This is a genomic window from Acinetobacter sp. G11 (genome assembly GCF_049808495.1).
In the GTDB taxonomy this organism is placed as follows: Bacteria; Pseudomonadota; Gammaproteobacteria; order Pseudomonadales; family Moraxellaceae; genus Acinetobacter; species Acinetobacter kookii.
In genome coordinates, this window is record NZ_JBNCAT010000004.1 from 108,481 (window position 1) to 126,778 (window position 18,298).

Genomic DNA, 18,298 nt, shown 5'->3' on the forward strand with positions numbered 1-18,298 from the left:
TTTTATGAAGTCTGTTTGTAGACATTCGTTTGTTAATCCAATATTCATTATTTTCTTTAATTCTTTGCTGATGAGAAAGCTTAAAATTTCATAGATAAGTTAAAGTCTTTCACAGCCACAATTTTTCAATAAAATCGAAATGTATTTGTGTAGGCGATGTCTTACTTTTGACAGGCCAAAAGTAAGCAAAAGCCTTTGTTACCCACACATAACATCCATGTTATGTGTGGGTAACATGTGGCATCCCTGCCACATTCGTCAATCCAAAGTTTACTTAAATTAAATTATGGGACAGCAGAGAGATAGAGCTGTCTTTTTGGAAATGGCATATTAGAAATAGTATTTTAGCAGTAGCATCGTTCTAGAAATTGGTGAAGGAGCTCTTGCTTGTAGGGTAGTGCTTATCATCTCCAGCTTTAGTTTCTCTCTCCCCGGATGAGAAGGTCAGGGAGGGGGAGAAATGCAGCTTTTAAGGGCTCACTTCCTCATTCTTCTTCAAGAATTTCGGTTTCCACTCACTGACAATTACCCCTAACACCACCAAAGCCCCACCAAGGAGGGCCAGTAGGGGCAAACGCTCACCCGCGATACGGCCAATTAAAGCAGCCCAAACCGGCTCACCCGAATAGATAATCGCAGCCTGTGCAGGGTCGACTGCACGCTGTGCCCAGTTCATCACCAGTTGAATGGCGGCACTGGCTAAACCTAAGCCAGCTAAAATGATCACGAGCGGCCTGGAAAAGACCGGATTCCAGTTTTCATCCGCTAGGGGCATCATACAAAAGGCAAAAATCGAGGCAAAGCCGAGCTGAATGACGGTGACACGCCGCACATTGACTTTACCGGCAAACAATCCGATCAGAATAATTTCCATGGCAATCGCGATTGAACCGAGAATGGTAATGATCTGGCCGAAATTCAGCTGGATTGCACCAAAACCATTGCCGGTTAAAAAGACCAGACCTAAAAAGGCCAGCGCTGCTCCGCACCAGGTCATGAATTGCGGGGTTTTACGGAACACTAGCCATAAAAGAATCGGCACCAGAGGTACATAGAGAGCTGTCAGGAAAGCGGATTCACTGCTGCTGATGCTTTGCAGCCCAATGGTTTGCGTGCCATAACCCAAGGCAATCACCAGACCAATCAAAGCCCCTGCGGCAATTTCTTTCAGCCGGATTCCAGCTAAATCTTTCCAGGAAAACAAGCCGACAAACAGCATGGCTGCAGCAAAACGGCAGCCGACAAAAAACATCGGACTGGCAAAGTTTAAGCCGTATTGCACGGTAATAAACGAACCGCCCCAAATCAGGGTAATTAAAATTAAGGCAAGTTGCGGTGCTTTGGCTTTCAGGCCAGAAGGAAAATAGGGCATGTTGACACAGAAAGTGATTTTAAAATATCAGAAATAAAAAAGAGGTCCGAAGACCTCTTGGAGATACATCACGGAATTAAAGTGATTGTTCATCTAACAATAATTGCGCTTCACGAAGATTCAGCGTGCCTTCGTAAATGGCACGACCGGTAATGGCACCTAAAATGCCCGGCTGGCCTTTTAAGTTGCGCACATCGTCCAGATTGGTCACGCCACCAGATGCAATCACAGGCAGACCTGAATACGTCGCCAAATTGACGGTTTGTTCGATGTTTACACCCTGCATCATGCCGTCACGCGCGATGTCAGTATAGACAATGCTTGATACACCAGCATCGGCAAAACGTTTAGCCAAATCTGTTGCTTTGACATCAGTCACGTTTGCCCAGCCATCAGTTGCCACCATGCCGTTCATGGCATCAATACCGACAATGATGTGACCGGCAAATTTTTTGCAGGCTTCTTCAACAAATTCAGGATTTTGAACTGCTTTGGTGCCAATAATCACAAAAGACACACCGGCATCCAAATAATGTTCAATAGTTTCCAGTGAGCGGATACCACCGCCAATTTGAATAGGCAGTTCTGGTTGCGCTTTGGCAATTGCTTCCACCACAGGTTTGTGAATCGGTGTACCTGCGAAAGCGCCGTTTAAATCCACCAGATGCAAGCGACGTGCGCCTTCATTGACCCAATGCTGTGCAGTTGCAACTGGATCGTCAGAGAATACGGTATCGTCTTCCATACGGCCTTGTTTTAAACGGACACATTTGCCATCTTTCAGGTCAATTGCAGGGATGATCAGCATGCTTTCGCTCCTTGCCTAATCTTATTGAATTCATTGTGTTCCATCTTAACAAAGTATTGGCAAATCTCTAAGCACCAGTTTCAGCTTTTATTTTGCTGGGGCGAATGCGCAACTTTAATGTGGTATTGGGAATATGTTTGGGGAGTAAGCCTAAGCGTAATAATTCTTCAAACACTAAAACCGGGGCATAGGCATCGGCAGCGGCATAGTCAATCTGCTGTGGAGTCAGCGTTTTGCGTGCCCAGTTCGAGGTGCTGGTTTTTTTACTTTTGGGAAAGTTCACCTGAAATAGAAGTGCCATGGCATTTTTCAGTCCCATCGGATTGCTAAAGCCAAAGGCAGAAAAGCATTTCGACAGTTCAATCACACTGTTCAGTTCAATGCCTTTTTTACGGAACAGATGGGCATCATTCTTTAAGCCAAAGCCGACTTTAATCTGGTCACGGCTGGCAAAAATCGGCTTTAAAAATTCCCAAATCTCGTCATTCATTTGGAACAGGTAGGCTTTGTCCAAGGTCGCCAGCTGAATCAGATGTGGTCCAGTTGCAACTTCGCCCTTTTCAAAGGTCGGTTTGGATTCGCTGTCAAAACCCAGAACAGCACAGTGTTTTAATTCTGCTTCCAAAGCATGACATTGTTCTAGGCTGTGAATCACCTGAATCTGTTGCATCGGAAGGTTTTTAAATAAAGGGAAGACCTGAATCTGTTCTTTGCTGGGCAGGGTTTGAAGCAGTGGCTCTTCCATAATCATCAATAGTTTTCTTGGTTTGTATTCAGCTTAATCGCTTTTCGTATTTTAGGCAAAATAAAAGCCCAGTCGAAACTGGGCTTTGATGTGCAGCGTGGAAATTAGATATTCCATTCCACAAAGTTTTTCAGTAACTGTAAACCTGCGGTATGGCTCTTTTCAGGATGGAACTGAGTGGCGAACAGGTTTTCTTGATGCAGTGCCGTGCAGAACTCTAAACCATAGTCACAAGTGGCTGCCACAATGTTCTTGTCTTGCGGTTCAACATAGAAACTATGCACGAAATAGAAACGCGCATCCTGTTCAATGTCTTTCCACATTGGATGACTTGGGTCTGCCTGATGCACCTGGTTCCAACCCATATGCGGTACTTTTAAGCCTTCCATATCCGGAAAGCGCTTCACTTCACCTGCAAAAATACCCAGCGCATCGGTACCGCCATTTTCTTCCGAACGCTGCATCAGCGCCTGCATGCCGACACAGATCGCCAGCACAGGCTTGTTGAATACGGCATGGCGTACCACTTCATCAATACCGGCTTCATGCATGCCCTGCATACAGTCACGCATTGCACCGACACCCGGAAAGACGATTTTGTCGGCCTGGGCAATCAGTTTGGGATCATTGGTGACATCTACTGTTGCGCCGACATGTTCCAGGGCTTTGGCTGCAGAGTGTAAATTTCCCATACCATAGTCAAGAAGGGCAATACGGGTCATTACAAGGTACCTTTGGTTGAAGCTACTGTATTTTCTGCACGTGGATCGACTTCACATGCCATACGGAGTGCGCGGGCAAATGCTTTAAACACGCTTTCGATCTGGTGGTGGCTGTTTTTGCCTTTCAGGTTGTCAATGTGTAGCGTCATTAAGGCGTGATTCACAAAACCTTGAAAAAATTCAGAGAATAGATCAACATCAAAGCTGCCAATACGTGCGCGAGTGAATGGAATATCCATCCACAAGCCTGGGCGGCCCGATAAATCAACCACAACACGGCTTAAAGATTCATCCAGTGGGGCGTAGAAGTGACCATAACGACGTAAGCCTTTTTTATCACCCAGTGCCTGGGCAAATGCCTGTCCCAGGGTGATACCACAGTCTTCTACGGTGTGATGGTCATCAATTTCCAGGTCACCATCACAATGAATGTCAATGTCAAATAAGCCGTGTCGCTTGATTTGATCAATCATATGATCTAAAAATGGGACACCAGTATTGAGAGTGCCTTGACCTGTACCATCAAGATTCACACGAACTCGGATTTTGGTTTCGTTAGTGTTTCTTACCACTTCACTGATACGTTGCGTCATAGACACGTTCCTCAAAAACGTCAAAAATGATGATGTAAAATGTTTTTTCGCGGCGACGAAGTCCCCGCATATTAGATTGCTCAGGAGGGTTAATCAATGCCTATTACCGTACACGCTTATACTTCACTAGAAAATGACGAAGTGCGCAGCCAGCTTGAGCGACTGTATGACACTAGCCCGGAATTTGGAGATGGGCAGGATGCCATTGAACAACTAGAGCAAAACTTGGCTCAGTATACCCTAGTTTACACAGCAGAATTTAATACTAAAGTGATTGGGGCAATTTGGTGTACCGGGCAGGGGGAAAGCCGGACGCTGGAAAATATTGTGGTACACCCGGCCAACCGTGGACGCGGGGTTGCAGAACGGCTGGTCAGTGAAGTGTGCCGCATAGAAGAAGAAAAAGGCGTGAAGACATTTGAACCGGGCTGTGGGGCAATTCATCGCTGTCTGGCGCATCTGGAAAAAATTTAAACCCGTCCAATACATAAAAAAGCAGCCTTCAGGCTGTTTTTTTATAAGTGAAAAATATGGAGGCGATTAGACTTCTTTCATAAATCATTTTAGAAACTAAAAATTGTTCATAAAGCTGAAATTGAAAATAGATTTTAGTCGATATTAGAGTCATGAGTGTGGCATGGATGCCACACGTTTCCCATCACGACAAGGATGTCGTGTATGGGAAACAAAAGGTTTTTGTCTACTTTTGACCTTTCAAAAGTAGAGAGATTGCCTACGAGAAGGTAAAAAAATTAAATCAATCAAATGAGGCCGTGCTGATTTAAAATATCAAATATTGAACATTTTCTGATTTATAAAAGAGATCTATTAAATAATGATTTGAGTTTTAAATAAAAAATAGGCAAATAAATGCCAATTTGCCTTAAAAATAAGCACTTGCTTTAAAAAGCCCAAAACCTGCTTGACTGTAAAACACTTAAACTGTTTAATACGCGACATCGGCGTGATAGCTCAGTAGGTAGAGCAACGGATTGAAAATCCGTGTGTCCCCAGTTCGATCCTGGGTCTCGCCACCATATTCAAAATCTGATTTTAAGATTTCAATCCCTGATCCCATCAGGGATTTTTTTTGGGTAAAAAATACCCGATCAAATAAAAATGTCATGAATTATATTGACTATTGATAACAGATACGGCTTAATACACGGCATCGGCGTGATAGCTCAGTAGGTAGAGCAACGGATTGAAAATCCGTGTGTCCCCAGTTCGATCCTGGGTCTCGCCACCATATTTAAAAAATCCTCAAACATTGTTTGGGGATTTTTTTTGCCTGTCTGTTGGATATGGGGACTTATCCCTGCATGCAAGATGCGATAAAAGGCGGATATAAGCGAATCTCATTAATGGATTGAGCGGTTTTGGAAAGACCGTCTATCCGAGTCCAAGTGAGCAAAAACGGAATTTCATGTAGGCTATAACCTATACAGATGCAGTGAAAAGCATTTTCCTTGCATGGCGTGAAGCTGCATTGCCTTGAAATTACGTGAGGAGTCAAACTTATGAATCTTCTAAAAATCTCTGCTTTACCGCTGCTACTCGCCTGTACGGGGAACATGCTGGTCCATGCGGACGACACGGTGACCTTGCCGACACTGCAAGTATTGGCCGAGCCAGAACTACGTACAGAAACAGGGTTTGTACCCTATCAGAATGATGAAAAAAACCTTCGTGCTTTACAGCATCAAGTTATTCGTAATTCACGTGAAGCACAAAACTTTATGCTTGACAGCCATGTGGTTGCCAATCTGGAAATTCAGCCCTTACAATCACAGCCAGACCTGAATTCTTTACCTCCTATACTGCAACAGCATGTGGTGAATATCGCTCAGGGTTTACAGTCGAGTGATCCGACACAAGGCTTGTATATTATGTTGCAGCCCTTTGGTATAGACCGTAACAACAGTATGCAGCACATCGACCGTGGTACGCATATACAGCTCGACCTGAAAAATGTCAGCATGGGTACGATTGAACATTAGATAATCCTCCTGCATCCGGGGTGATGACACCTAAAATGCAATAATTTTTCTTGTTTTACATCTTCATAGCTTGAGGTTTTTGTTCTTATAGAATCAAAGTAATAACAACTGGAGACTATGCAATGAAAAGAATCGCTCTCCCTGTATTCGCTTTTTTATCGGTTTTACTCACAGCTTGTGGTGGTAGCGGAAGCGGAGATTACTTTAACTCATCCTATGAAAAAACGTTTAGCTTCGGCAATCAGACTTATATTTGCCGCAGCGAAAAAGCGGCCGATGCCTGTGGCGGTGCAAATCAGGACTGTTCAGCATGTGAACTGGAGTCATCTTCTTCAGTAGTCATTACCCAGTTATGTGCTCAGCCAGTCACAAATACCCATAAAGTGACAGTCAATGGCTGTGTGGTACAGCTGAGCAATGATACCCATACGGGACTGTGCACTGCGGAAGGATTAAGGCTGCTTTCCGGAACCAACCTGACCAGACAGCAGGTCAGTGCAGGGGCATTATTTCCCACTGGCAGCGTCAATATTCCTGTCGGAAACCTGACTGAAACCATCACCTGTAACTAAGTAGCGTATTTAAATCGCATGAAATTCCTTGCTGCACTGGTGATTGGCATACTCTGCTTTGGGTTGGGTTATTGGGTTGCCCAGTCCAAGCCTGAAGCGGAACCGACTGTTTCTGAGCGCCATCAGGATATTGCTGTGGAAAATTTTATTCACACCATTCAGCAAAAAGCACAAACTCAGCCTGAAGATCGTCCTGCATTGCAGCAACAGCTCAAAAAACAGAAGACCCAAGTCAATAGCGTTATAGATCAAGCCAGCCCTGAACAGATTGACATGTATCTGGCGCAGGCCTTTCCAGACTATGATTTATCTGGTATCCACAACAAGCGCACGTTTGCCAAGCGTCTGGTCAATGAATTTGTCGATGCAAAAAATGATCCGCATGAAGCCATGACCGGTCAGGCCAGCGTCACGGCGCAGCAACAATATGTAGCCAATCAGGTGCTGCCGAGACAGATTTATGCCGGACAGCAATTATTTGCCCATTTTGATACTTTGGGAAAAATACCGAATCATGAACAGGTTTTTGTTCGCTGGAGCAACCAGTCCACAGGTGAAGTGCTGTTTTTTATGCCGCAGCGTATCAGTGCCAGTCGGGAACAGAACTGGGTCGGTTTTAATCCTGCGAAGGGCTGGAAAGCAGGCATATATGATGTTAAATATTATCAATTGAATGATCAGCTGGCACCGATTGCCCAGACCAGTTTTAGAATTGATCAGGTCATTGATTAAACTTATAAAAATATTTGAGCATCGTTAAATGAAAGATCTGTTTTCTGAGGGTAGTCAGCGTTATAAACAGGCCCGTCCGGCTTATTCCACTCAAATTATCAAAGAAATTTTAAAGCATGTGCCTGAACGGAATTTTGCCTGGGATTGTGGGACAGGCTCAGGTCAGTTTACCCAGCTTCTGGCGCCGTATTTCGAGCATGTGGTGGCCACCGATATCAGTGGAGCCCAGTTGCAACAAGCGCCTTATTTTGAAAATGTCAGCTATCAGCTGCAAGCAGCAGAGCAGACGACGATTCCGGACCAGTCCATTGATTTGGTGACGGTAGCGCAAGCCATACACTGGTTTGACTTTGACGCATTTTATAAAGAAGTAACACGAGTACTTCAACCTCAAGGGGTGCTGGCCATCATTGGCTATGGTCTCATTCAGGTTCAGGATGCTGCAATCAATGCTTTGGTTCAACAGCTGTATGCTGAAACCCTAAAAGATTATTGGGATAGCGAACGGCGTTATATTGATGAGCTGTATCAAACCATTCCATTTCCCTTTCATGAACAGGCGGTTCCGGAGCTGCGTCTGGAATATCAATGGACAGGACAGCAACTGCTCAGTTATTTAAAGACCTGGTCAGGCCTGAAACATTACCAGGAACATAACCGGAATGACCCGCTACAGCCGATTTCAGCGGCTTTGCAAACGGCAGCTGAATATTTAGATGTAACATTTCCTGTACTTCTGCGCGTCGGAATACGAGAAAAATAAAGATTATGACGGAATTTTATGTCAGCCGAGCAATAAGTCAGGAGAAGATAAAAATCTGATTTATAGAAACATGATCCAGCATAGAACTTTCTTATCGAAGCAATTCTCATGTTTTTTAAGCGGTGAAATGAGCAGTTTTTTTAACGAAAGTTAGAATGTTCGGCCAGACCACTGGTCTGTGGCAACTGGCTGAAAGGCGCATAAACTATACAATTATAGGTGTCGACGGTTGTTTGTTTACTTCAATTCATTGTTGAGTAGAACTGCCATGAAGATCCTAAAAAAATTGTCCTGTGCAATCGTAGCGATTGCCGCAAGCTTTTCTATTTCCTCTACTTTTGCCGATATAGCAGATGCACCTGGATTAGCTCCCTTAACAGACGCCGAGTTAAGCGCTGAAACCACCCCTGTGATTGAATATCGGACTGATCCTCAAAATGAGCGAGTTTTGCAGCATAGAATTATGCAGATCCAGATGGATACGCAAAACTTTGTGGTTGATCCCACTATTTTGATGACCATCGATCTGGTTCCTGAAGCCCCTATGCCGGATATCAACAGCTTGCCATTGGCATTGCAGCAATATGTTCTGGCCATTGCCCGAGGTTTGCAGTCACCTGATCCAAGAGAAGGCCTGTATGTGCTGCTTGAGCCTTTCGGTATAGACCGTCGTGCCACCAATGTGCAAATTGCCCGAGAGCAAATCTCACTAGGGGTTTTGGAAAATGTCCCGCAAAATTAATTCATTAGGTGATTGCAACTACAGCAAAAAACTTCTTTGAATAGGAGGGTGTACCCAAGTTTGATCGCTAAAATAGCAATAAAAAAGGATGCCTGTTAATGGCATCCTTTTTTACGGTTAAAATCCGTTATGCAGATTAAGCCGCAGATTTTTTAAACCAAGAGAAGAAGCCTTTTTTCTCGGCTTTTACTTCAGTTTTAAACGCATCCGTTTTTTCAGCCACGGCTTCTTTGACTTCAGCTGTTTTTTCTACAGTAGCATCTTTTGCAGCAACTGTTTTAGCCGCAGCGGTATCTGTTACTTGTGCAGTTTTAGCAACGGTTGCATCTTTCGCTTCAACTGCTTTTGCTACCGCTGCATCTTTAGCTGCTACAGTTTTGGCTACAGCAGCTTCTTTAGCGACTTCTGTTTTGTGAGCAGCAGTTTGAGTTGCAACGACCGCTTTTTCTTTAGCTGCTACAGTTTTAGCTACAGTGGCATCTTTTGCATGAGCTGTTTTAGTTAGGGCTGCATTTTTGGCGGCTCCAGTTTTATGGGCAGCAGTTTTAGACATGGCAGCCGCTTTATCTTTAGTTACAGCAGCAGTGTTTTGAACTGCAGCCGCTGTTTTTGCCACATCTGCTTTTACATGTGCTTTTGCAGCAGCAACTTTAGCCGCCGGAGTGGTTTCTACAGCAGTAGCAGCCATAGCCGATGTTGTACCGGCAACTAAAGCGATAACTACAGCAGTTTTAATGGTATTCATGTTGGTTACTCAATCGTGAGAATAAAGAGGTTTTTTGTACGGGTTATTTTAACGCTCAAGAGCCTTACTTTTTCTGGCTGAACAGCTTGTAGATGTTTAATTGTGTGAATATTCCACTAAATTTACAGAGTGATAACATGATGTTGCGAATGGGTTACATTAATGTTGAGTTTTTTGTCCTATTCCGGTTTAATTCAATAGAAATTGATATTTTTAACATTTGTAATCATTGAGTTTTTCTTGGGTTTTACCGGTTAAAGCGAGCATGCTGTTGAACAAAGGAATCTTATCTTTTGAAGCATGACAGTTTTGCAATAGAGTTGTCATTTGCCTTTCAAATTCGTTTGCTAGATTAAAACAGTCGCAAAGATCACGACATGAAATCTAGGCAGGTGAGTCATGAAAACCCTACATGTTTTTGATGATATTCAGCATGTATACAGTGAATTTGTTGAAAATAAAAAATACCCGAAACTGGAAAGCCTGAACAATTGGGGTAAAAACCTTCTTTTCTTTAACCAATATTTCCAGATGATAGAAGACTGGCATCATACCGAACAGATTGTGATTCAGTTCAATCAGCAATATTTTAGTCTGGATACGGGCAGTGCACCTGATTTTATGGATAAAGAAAAATATATGGAATGGCTGCGCGAACAACTGTCGCAGTAAAAACCGAAGTATCTTTATTTTTCTTTTTTTAAAGACCGTCAAACTGTCCGTACCGGGCAGTTTTTTGTTTTTTAATAGGGTGCTTGGTTTGCCTGAATGGAATGCGATTGGCTTATTTTAATCTGCTGTTGAACGGGCTATGCTAAAACATACATCATCAACTGATTAATTTCAGCCCGACCACCGATGCTTTGGAGCGCAGTCTTTTATGCAACAGCTTATGTATTATAAAGAACTTCCTGTCTGGACACAGCAGACTATTCCGCAAGGGTTTAAAAAACAGCACAATACCAAAGCCGGTACCTGGGCAAAACTGACGGTATTCAAGGGCGAGCTGCATTTTGCCATGCTGGATGAATTTGGCAACGTACAGTCCGAGCATGTCTTTAGCCCAGAGCAGCAGCCTCCGTTTATTGAACCGCAGGCGTGGCATAAAATTATTTCTGCCAGTGATGATGTGCAATGTCAGCTACGGTTTTACTGTCTACCACAGGATTATTTCACTAAAAAGTATCAGCTTTCACCCACGCACTCGGAAATTTTAGCTGCTACGCCGTATTTACAAGGTGGTCGTGCTTTGGATGTCGGCTGCGGGCAGGGGCGAAATGCGCTGTATTTGAGTCAGCATAGTTTTGAGGTGGATGCCTGGGACGTCAATGAAAAGAGCCTGCAAACCTTAAAGCAGATTATTCAAAGCGAGCGAATTGATAACATTCAGGTACAGCAGCGTGATTTAAATGCAGACCCAAGTATTAGTGGCCGTTATGACTTTATTTGCTGTACCGTGGTGATGATGTTCTTGCAGGCCCAAACGGTTAGACCTTTGATTGCACAGATGCAGCAAGCAACCGAAATAAATGGCTTTAACCTGATTGTCTGTGCGATGGATACCGATGATATTCCTGCGCAGCCTGACTTTCCTTTTACGTTTAAAGCAGGCGAGTTAAGTGCCTTGTACGCGGGCTGGAAGATTGTGAAATACAATGAAAATGTCGGTGAGTTGCATCGGGTAGATGATGAAGGGAAGCGTATAAAACAGCATTTTGCAACATTGTTGGCGCAGAAAGTAGATGATTTATGAATAAAATAGTTGATAGATATTTCCATAAATTTTTGATTATTAAATTCTATCTATAGAAAATCGTATAGTTGGATGATATGTTTATTTTATTAAATACTTATTTTTAATTAATTACTTAAATTTATTGAAATATATATGAAGACTAACGAAAGAATCGAAAAAATTTTACAGCACTTGTCTGAAAATATGTATGAACGTGAACATATTATTGCCTTAACTTTCTTGGGAGCTCTTTCAGGAACTAATACATTCTTGCTTGGTTCACCAGGTACAGCTAAAAGTTTAATATCTAGAAAAGTTGCGCAGGCTTTCCATAAGCCTAAATATTTTGAATATTTAATGAATCGTTTTAGCACGCCTGAGGAAGTCTTTGGTCCAGTTTCTATCAAAGCACTAAAAGAAGATAAATATACGCGTAAGATCGAAAACTATTTGCCAAATGCAGACTTTGCATTCTTGGATGAAATTTGGAAATCAAGTCCTGCAATTCTAAATGCCTTATTAACCTTAGTAAATGAAAAAATTTTTAAAAATGGAGATGAGATTGTTAATGTGCCATTAAAGGCGTTGGTTTCTGCTTCAAATGAGATACCACCTGAAAATCAAGGTTTAGAAGCTCTTTATGATCGTTTTATTTTAAGAATTATTGTTAATCCTATTGAAGATAAAGACAACTTTCTAAATCTAATTGGTAGTAAACCGAGTTCATCAAATGTTGATATTGATCCACAGTTATTGATTAAAGAAGATGAGTGGAAAACATGGTTAGATGAAATTCATGAGGTGATTTTCAGCTCAGAAATTAATAATGTCATTTTAATGATCAGGAAGTTAATTTCAGAATTACCTGAAGATCAAAAAATTTATGTGTCTGATCGTCGTTGGCAAAGAGCTGCATATTTGTTAAAAGCAGCAGCCTTTTTTAATGGACGTAAAGAGGTTTTATTAAGTGAAATTTTTCTACTTAAATACTGTCTATGGAGTAAAGAAGAAAATTTTTCCAAAATTAACCACATTATTGAAAAATCAATTGGTCTAATGGGTATAGATAGTGGGGTTGAGACAAGTTCATTAATAGAACAAGTACAAAAATTAGAAAAAGAAATTACAGAGGAACTTTATTATTCGGAAGATATATATTTGACATACACAATATCAGGTAAAGACTATTTTAAATTCCAGTTTTCTAATCAAGACATATATATCAGCATTGATTTGAAAGGACAGGATAAAGATTTTCATCCAATTGATATTAATGGAAATGAATTTAGACGTTATTCATGTAATTTTAATAAATCTGGTACATGTACAATTAAAGAACCTGGGTATTACAGTAGAGAAGAAAAGAAAACACCTAAAGTACAATTTAAAAAGGGAACTAAAAAGAGTCAAGTGAATGCTAGGTTAATTGAGGCTTTAGAAACTGAAGTAGATAGTAAGTTGTATAGCTTTAAGAAAGCCTTGAATGCAGTAAATAAATGTAATGAAAAATATAAAGAACAATATGACTCTATGTTTATTACAAGTAAGGAGTTAACTTTTTTATTGCAAAGTATCAAAAAACAAATTGAAAGCCTTGAAACCCATATTCAAGATTGTGAGCGTTTAAAATCATTATGCGACAACTAGACCTATTTCAAGATACAAAGCAAAGCATTGAAAAAGAGTTGGTGCATAAAAAGCTAGACCATTGGTTGGATCATCAAAAAATTCAAATGAATTTAGATGATCAGACCAAGACTTGGGTAACAGATGCTAGGCGTAAACTTCAGCTTGAAAATCCTTTTAAGCCATATTCTGATGTCTATGACAAATTGTTAAATCAAGAGGACATAGAATTAAATCAGGCAATCGACTTATATCGTGATTTTTTTAAATTTTCGGGTCTTCCTGATTCTAGTCACTTTTGGAGAAAACAATCTCAAGATGCCGACAAAGATCGCAAAAAATTAAAAAATCACTTGTTCAAAGATTGGAAAAAGAATCTAGATGAGCAGATTGCTGATTGGGAGCTAAAAAAACTAGATGAGCTTCGCCATTTGTTATTCGAGCAATTACTAGAACAAATGAGAAATTTGGAAGAACTCAAAAAAATTACTGATCAATTAGGTTTGGAGCCAGGTATTTTTTTAGATTATTCGAATGGTCGGCTTACTGCTCAAGACATGCAGCAGTTTAAGAGTTGGGCTGAGTATTTAAGGAACAACGATACACTCAAAATAATTCTAGATGTATTAGGTAAGATTCAAGACGCTCATATTGCTCAAGAAAAAATTGAAATTTCACAGCAACAAAAGATCGAAACCCTTGTCACTGATATTTATTCTTGTGAAGAAATAGTCGGCATTCGTATGGGGCGAGATTTAGAGTTTGTGTTGCCATCTGAGCTCGCATTGCTTTCAAATACAGAGACCGAAGTGTTGTTTGATTTAAAGTATATTGAAGGCAATTTGATGTGCTTTGAAATGCAGGGCTTGCAATCTACTAGTCAGAATATAGAGTGTATTTCTTACGGTAGTATCAATAGCAAAGGACCAATGATCCTTTGTATTGATACAAGTGGTTCAATGCAAGGTACACCTGAATTTATTGCAAAGGCTGTTGCTTTATATTTTGCTAGTGAAGCAATGAAGGAAAAAAGAGCATGTTTTCTCATTAATTTTTCTACTTCAATTCAAACTTTGGAATTAACCCGACCACAAGGACTCAACACTTTAATTGAATTTTTAAAGATGTCATTTCATGGTGGAACTGATGTAGCTCCAGCTCTTGATTTTGCTTTAGGTTTATTAAAAAAGAAAAACTATAAACGTGCAGATTTGTTAGTGGTTTCAGATTTTGTAATGGCAACTTTAGCTCAAGAACAACATCAAAAAATTCAGTCTGCGAAAGAAAAAGGAAACCAATTTTATTCTTTAGTGATTGGTAACTCTCCGATTAGTCAATTTTCTCGTGAATATTTTGATCGAGAGTGGTTATTTAATCCTAGAAATAGTTCAGTGTCCGAAATAATTAATTTATTGAGATAAAAGAAACCCCGCAATAAGCGGGGTTTCTTTTTATCGCAGTATTTAATTAAGCATTAAACACGTTCGATAATAGTCGCGATACCTTGACCTAGACCAATACACATGGTCGCAAGACCGATTTGTGTATCTTGCTGTTCCATTACGTTCAACAACGTTGTTGTGATACGCGCACCAGAACAGCCCAATGGGTGACCCAGCGCAATCGCACCACCGTTCAGGTTCACACGGTCTTGCTGGTCATAAATGCCTAAGCCTTTAAGAACCGACAAACCTTGTGCAGCGAACGCTTCGTTTAACTCAAAAGTTTGGATGTCAGCAATCGACAAGCCCGCACGTTTAAGCGCTTTTTGCGTTGCAGGAACTGGACCAAAGCCCATGATCGCAGCATCACAGCCTGCAACCGCCATAGAGCGGATTACAGCACGTGGTTTAAGACCAAGCGCTTGAGCACGTTCAGCAGACATAAGCAACATAGCAGAAGCACCGTCAGACAGTGCTGAAGATGTCGCAGCAGTTACTGTACCGCCTTTCGGGTCAAATACAGGACGTAACGCCTGGAACGCTTCAAGGTTGGCATCCGGACGAATCACTTCGTCAACGTCACACAGGATTTTGAAGCCATTTTGGTCATGGCCTTCAACACCAATAATTTCGTTTTTGAAACGGCCTTCTTGCGTTGCAGCCCAAGCGCGGCGGTGTGATTCCACACCAAACGCATCCTGTTCTTCACGAGTAATGCCGTTCATGCGACCCAACATCTCAGCGGTTAAGCCCATCATGTTAGACGCTTTTGCATAGTGTTTAGATGCTTCCGGGTTAATGTCGATACCGTGCATCATGCCCACGTGGCCCATGTGCTCAACACCACCGATGATGAAGATATCACCTTGGTTAGTCGCAATTTGCGCAGCAGCCGTGTGGATGGCCTGCATAGAAGAACCACACAGACGGTTGACGGTTTGACCTGCAACAGTCTTCGGAAGATCGGCCAGTAACGCGATGTTACGGCCAATGTTCATGCCTTGTTCAAGCGTCTGGTTGACACAGCCCCAGATCACGTCTTCAACTTCGTTGACATCAAACTGGTTACGAGCAACCAAAGCGCGAACCAATTCAGCAGACAAGCTGTCAGCACGTACATTGCGGAACATACCGTTTTTGGTTTTACCCATTGCTGAACGTACGCCATCAACGATGACAACGTCACGCGGATTTAAAGTAGCCATTCACGTTGCTCCTTAACCGTAGAATTTTTTGTTGTTAGCAGCCATGTCGCGCAACATTTGTGGCGCTTCATAAGCCTTACCTAAGTGAGCGTATTTGTCGCAAAGTGCAACGTATTCAGCAACACCAGTTTGGTCGATGTAACGGCATGGACCACCGCGGAATGGAGGGAAACCTACACCCATAATCATCGCCATATCTGCTTCAGACGGCGTTGCAACAATGTTGTCTTCCAGGCAACGAACCGTTTCGTTACAGAAAGTTAGCATCATGCGGTCAATGATTTCCTGAGCATCAAACTCGCGTTTTTCCGCAGTTGCAACGGATGCCACAAGTTCGTACGCAGTTGGATCAATCACTTTGGCTTTCTTGCCTTTTTTGTCCAGTTCGTACTTGTAGAAACCAACATCGTTCTTTTGACCCAAACGTTTTGCTTCATACATGGTCTGGATTGAACCTTTGAAGTCCGGCTTCATACGGTCAGGGAAACCTTCCGCCATCACTTCTGCACCGTGAACGCCTGTATCAATACCAACAACGTCCATCAAGTAAGCAGGACCCATCGGCCAGCCGAAGCGTTCCATCACTTTGTCGATTTGCTGGAAGTCAGCACCATCTTTAAGTAATAGGTCAAACGCACCGAAGTAAGGGAACAATACACGGTTGACCAGGAAGCCCGGGCAGTCATTCACCACGATTGGCGTTTTACCCATTTTCTGAGCAAGAACCACAGTGGTTGCAATCGCTTCAGCCGAGGTTTTTTCACCACGGATCACTTCGACCAATGGCATCATGTGTACCGGGTTAAAGAAGTGCATGCCCACGAAGTTTTCAGGACGTTCCAGGTTTTCAGCCAGACGCGTGATTGAAATTGTAGAAGTGTTGGAAGCAATGATCGTGTTTTCACGAACTTTTGCTTCAGTTTCTTTCAGAACGATGCCTTTGACTTTTGGATTTTCAGTCACAGCTTCAATCACGATGTCGACGTCTTTGAATTCGTCATAGCTTAAAGTTGGACGGATGCGCGCAAGTGTTTCACCCATTTGCGCAGGTTTCATTTTCTTGCGTTCAACTTGTTTCGTTAAAAGACCATTGGCTTCTTTCATACCCAAAGCAAGTTGTGGGTTGCCAATATCTTTCATGATGATTGGTGTGCCTTTGCTTGCCGCCTGGTAAGCAATACCACCACCCATGATGCCCGCGCCTAGAACGGCTGCCTGGTTAACCGGGTGCGCACCTTTTTCATATTTCTTGGAAGTTTTCTTCACGATCTGGTCGTTGATGAATAAACCGATCAACGCGCCCGCTTGTGGCGTAATCGCAGCTTTTGCAAAGCCTTCAGCTTCTACTTTTAATGCTTCATTACGTGGAAGGCTTGCACCTGCCTGTAATGAATCAAGAAGAAGTTTAGGCGCAGGGTATTGAGCCGGATTTGCTTTCGCAAGCACCGCACCTTTTGCCGTGTTGAATGCCATCATTTGTTCAAGCATATTCAACTTAACAGGGTCCAGTTTTTCCTGACGTTTTGCTTTCCAGGCCAAACGGCCAGCAATCGCCTGTTTCACCAGGTCAATTGCAGCGTCCGTAAGTTTGTCCGCAGCCACAACCGCATCCACAGCACCGTCTTTCAGCGCAGCAGCAGGTTTTTTCGGATTCGCCATCGCCATCCATTCAACCGCATTGTCGATACCGATGACACGGCTTAAACGAACCGTACCGCCGAAGCCCGGGAAAATGCCGAGTTTGATTTCAGGCAGGCCGACTTGAGCCGCTTCTGACATCACGCGGTAGTCACACACCAGGCACATTTCAAAGCCGCCGCCCAATGCCATACCATTGATTGCAGCAACTTTAGGAATCTCTAAATCTTCAAACGCATTGAAGATGTCGTGAACAGGCAATGCCCAATCCACAATCGCTTTTTCGCCTTGTGCGAAGTTGTCACCGAATTCAGTGATGTCAGCACCAACGATAAATGTTGATTTACCTGAGGTAACGATCAAACCTTTAATGGCGCTATCTGCTTTTACAGCTTCGATAGCAGCCTTAAAATCTTCAAGCGTTGCACGGTTAAATTTGTTGACCGACTCACCTTGTAAGTCAAAGCGGAATTCTGCAATTCCGTCCGAAAGCATTTGGACGGTAATGGCATTGCCAGCGTGGATCATGCCTGATCTCCTTTATTTTGGAGGACTTCTAAGTTGATGTTGTGAAGCATGTACGCCTTTTTTCCTGCGTACATTTATGCTTCGCCAATCTTACGATAACTATATCCAAAAAGAACATAACAAGTTGTATCAAGCCGTGACGCTAGGGTCATCAATTTTTTTCAACAAATCCTGAGGCTTGGCAACCCTATTTTTACTGTAGCTATTAAAAATGTAATGAACTTTTTGTTTAGATTAAGGTTTTCTAATAATGTCGTGCTTATTTATAGCGGGTACAAGTGTGCTATTTCAAGTTTTTTATGGCCTTGTTTTGGTCAAAATAGTCAATCG

Annotated in this window: 18 protein-coding genes and 2 tRNA genes; 12 read left to right on the plus strand and 8 right to left on the minus strand. The window is 42.3% G+C overall.

All coding sequences use genetic code 11. The features are described 5' to 3' along the window. Positions 1-469: 469 nt before the first annotated feature. The 5 genes from ACPUEY_RS03015 to hisB all read right to left on the minus strand — a co-directional run bounded on the left by ACPUEY_RS03015 (position 470) and on the right by hisB (position 4,240). A complete protein-coding gene (locus tag ACPUEY_RS03015) occupies positions 470-1,372 on the minus strand; it encodes a DMT family transporter (RefSeq protein WP_425121102.1) in 903 nt (300 codons plus the stop codon). A 76-nt stretch (positions 1,373-1,448) separates the two neighbouring features. Further along, positions 1,449-2,180: a 1-(5-phosphoribosyl)-5-[(5-phosphoribosylamino)methylideneamino]imidazole-4-carboxamide isomerase gene (gene hisA / locus ACPUEY_RS03020; protein ID WP_086197722.1), complete on the minus strand. Its 732-nt coding sequence runs from the start codon at positions 2,178-2,180 to the stop codon at positions 1,449-1,451. 67 nt (positions 2,181-2,247) lie between these two features. Further along, on the minus strand, positions 2,248-2,925 hold the full coding sequence (locus ACPUEY_RS03025; protein WP_092821056.1) for a 3'-5' exonuclease: 678 nt from the start codon (positions 2,923-2,925) through the stop codon (positions 2,248-2,250). Between the two features lie 104 nt (positions 2,926-3,029). Beyond that, positions 3,030-3,647, minus strand: coding sequence for an imidazole glycerol phosphate synthase subunit HisH (hisH, locus tag ACPUEY_RS03030; RefSeq protein WP_092820993.1), 618 nt, complete (start codon positions 3,645-3,647; stop codon positions 3,030-3,032). After that, positions 3,647-4,240 (minus strand): imidazoleglycerol-phosphate dehydratase HisB, encoded by a 594-nt coding sequence (gene hisB, locus ACPUEY_RS03035; protein ID WP_086197720.1) that lies wholly within the window; start codon positions 4,238-4,240, stop codon positions 3,647-3,649. Before hisB ends, hisH begins: the two co-directional genes overlap by 1 nt. Positions 4,241-4,336: 96 nt before the next feature. Here hisB and ACPUEY_RS03040 point away from each other — a divergent pair, with 96 nt between their 5' ends. From ACPUEY_RS03040 to ACPUEY_RS03075, 8 genes are all read left to right on the plus strand, one after another. Continuing rightward, on the plus strand, positions 4,337-4,714 hold the full coding sequence (locus tag ACPUEY_RS03040) for a GNAT family N-acetyltransferase (protein ID WP_092820994.1): 378 nt from the start codon (positions 4,337-4,339) through the stop codon (positions 4,712-4,714). Positions 4,715-5,201: 487 nt separating this feature from the next. Further along, positions 5,202-5,277 (plus strand) — tRNA-Phe (locus ACPUEY_RS03045). Between the two features lie 136 nt (positions 5,278-5,413). Further along, positions 5,414-5,489: transfer RNA gene (locus ACPUEY_RS03050), tRNA-Phe, on the plus strand. Positions 5,490-5,760: 271 nt separating this feature from the next. Then, the gene (locus ACPUEY_RS03055; protein ID WP_092820996.1) at positions 5,761-6,240 is read left to right on the plus strand and encodes a hypothetical protein; all 480 of its coding nucleotides are present in this window, start codon (positions 5,761-5,763) and stop codon (positions 6,238-6,240) included. A 122-nt stretch (positions 6,241-6,362) separates the two neighbouring features. Continuing rightward, positions 6,363-6,812 (plus strand): hypothetical protein, encoded by a 450-nt coding sequence (locus ACPUEY_RS03060; RefSeq protein WP_425121103.1) that lies wholly within the window; start codon positions 6,363-6,365, stop codon positions 6,810-6,812. An 18-nt stretch (positions 6,813-6,830) separates the two neighbouring features. Beyond that, positions 6,831-7,544: a hypothetical protein gene (locus tag ACPUEY_RS03065; protein ID WP_425121104.1), complete on the plus strand. Its 714-nt coding sequence runs from the start codon at positions 6,831-6,833 to the stop codon at positions 7,542-7,544. 28 nt (positions 7,545-7,572) lie between these two features. Continuing rightward, the gene (locus tag ACPUEY_RS03070; RefSeq protein ID WP_425121105.1) at positions 7,573-8,307 is read left to right on the plus strand and encodes a class I SAM-dependent methyltransferase; all 735 of its coding nucleotides are present in this window, start codon (positions 7,573-7,575) and stop codon (positions 8,305-8,307) included. 268 nt (positions 8,308-8,575) lie between these two features. After that, positions 8,576-9,049: a hypothetical protein gene (locus ACPUEY_RS03075; RefSeq protein WP_425121107.1), complete on the plus strand. Its 474-nt coding sequence runs from the start codon at positions 8,576-8,578 to the stop codon at positions 9,047-9,049. A 136-nt stretch (positions 9,050-9,185) separates the two neighbouring features. Here the strand turns inward: ACPUEY_RS03075 and ACPUEY_RS03080 are convergent, their stop codons facing one another. Beyond that, positions 9,186-9,794 (minus strand): hypothetical protein, encoded by a 609-nt coding sequence (locus ACPUEY_RS03080; protein WP_425121108.1) that lies wholly within the window; start codon positions 9,792-9,794, stop codon positions 9,186-9,188. Between the two features lie 399 nt (positions 9,795-10,193). On the opposite strand from ACPUEY_RS03080, the gene ACPUEY_RS03085 reads away from it, so the two are divergent. The 4 genes from ACPUEY_RS03085 (at position 10,194) to ACPUEY_RS03100 (ending at position 14,576) form a co-directional block, all read left to right on the plus strand. Further along, positions 10,194-10,466: a hypothetical protein gene (locus tag ACPUEY_RS03085; protein WP_425121109.1), complete on the plus strand. Its 273-nt coding sequence runs from the start codon at positions 10,194-10,196 to the stop codon at positions 10,464-10,466. 208 nt (positions 10,467-10,674) lie between these two features. Then, a complete protein-coding gene (gene tehB / locus ACPUEY_RS03090; protein ID WP_425121110.1) occupies positions 10,675-11,547 on the plus strand; it encodes an SAM-dependent methyltransferase TehB in 873 nt (290 codons plus the stop codon). Positions 11,548-11,682: 135 nt separating this feature from the next. After that, a complete protein-coding gene (locus ACPUEY_RS03095; protein ID WP_425121111.1) occupies positions 11,683-13,176 on the plus strand; it encodes an AAA family ATPase in 1,494 nt (497 codons plus the stop codon). Then, on the plus strand, positions 13,164-14,576 hold the full coding sequence (locus tag ACPUEY_RS03100) for a VWA domain-containing protein (RefSeq protein ID WP_425121112.1): 1,413 nt from the start codon (positions 13,164-13,166) through the stop codon (positions 14,574-14,576). Before ACPUEY_RS03095 ends, ACPUEY_RS03100 begins: the two co-directional genes overlap by 13 nt. 53 nt (positions 14,577-14,629) lie before the next feature. Here the strand turns inward: ACPUEY_RS03100 and fadA are convergent, their stop codons facing one another. Together fadA and fadB are read right to left on the minus strand one after the other, a co-directional pair. Next, complete coding sequence (fadA, locus tag ACPUEY_RS03105) at positions 14,630-15,802, minus strand: acetyl-CoA C-acyltransferase FadA (RefSeq protein WP_425121113.1); 1,173 nt, start codon at positions 15,800-15,802, stop codon at positions 14,630-14,632. Between the two features lie 12 nt (positions 15,803-15,814). After that, the gene (gene fadB / locus ACPUEY_RS03110; protein WP_425121114.1) at positions 15,815-17,968 is read right to left on the minus strand and encodes a fatty acid oxidation complex subunit alpha FadB; all 2,154 of its coding nucleotides are present in this window, start codon (positions 17,966-17,968) and stop codon (positions 15,815-15,817) included. Positions 17,969-18,298: the final 330 nt, after the last annotated feature.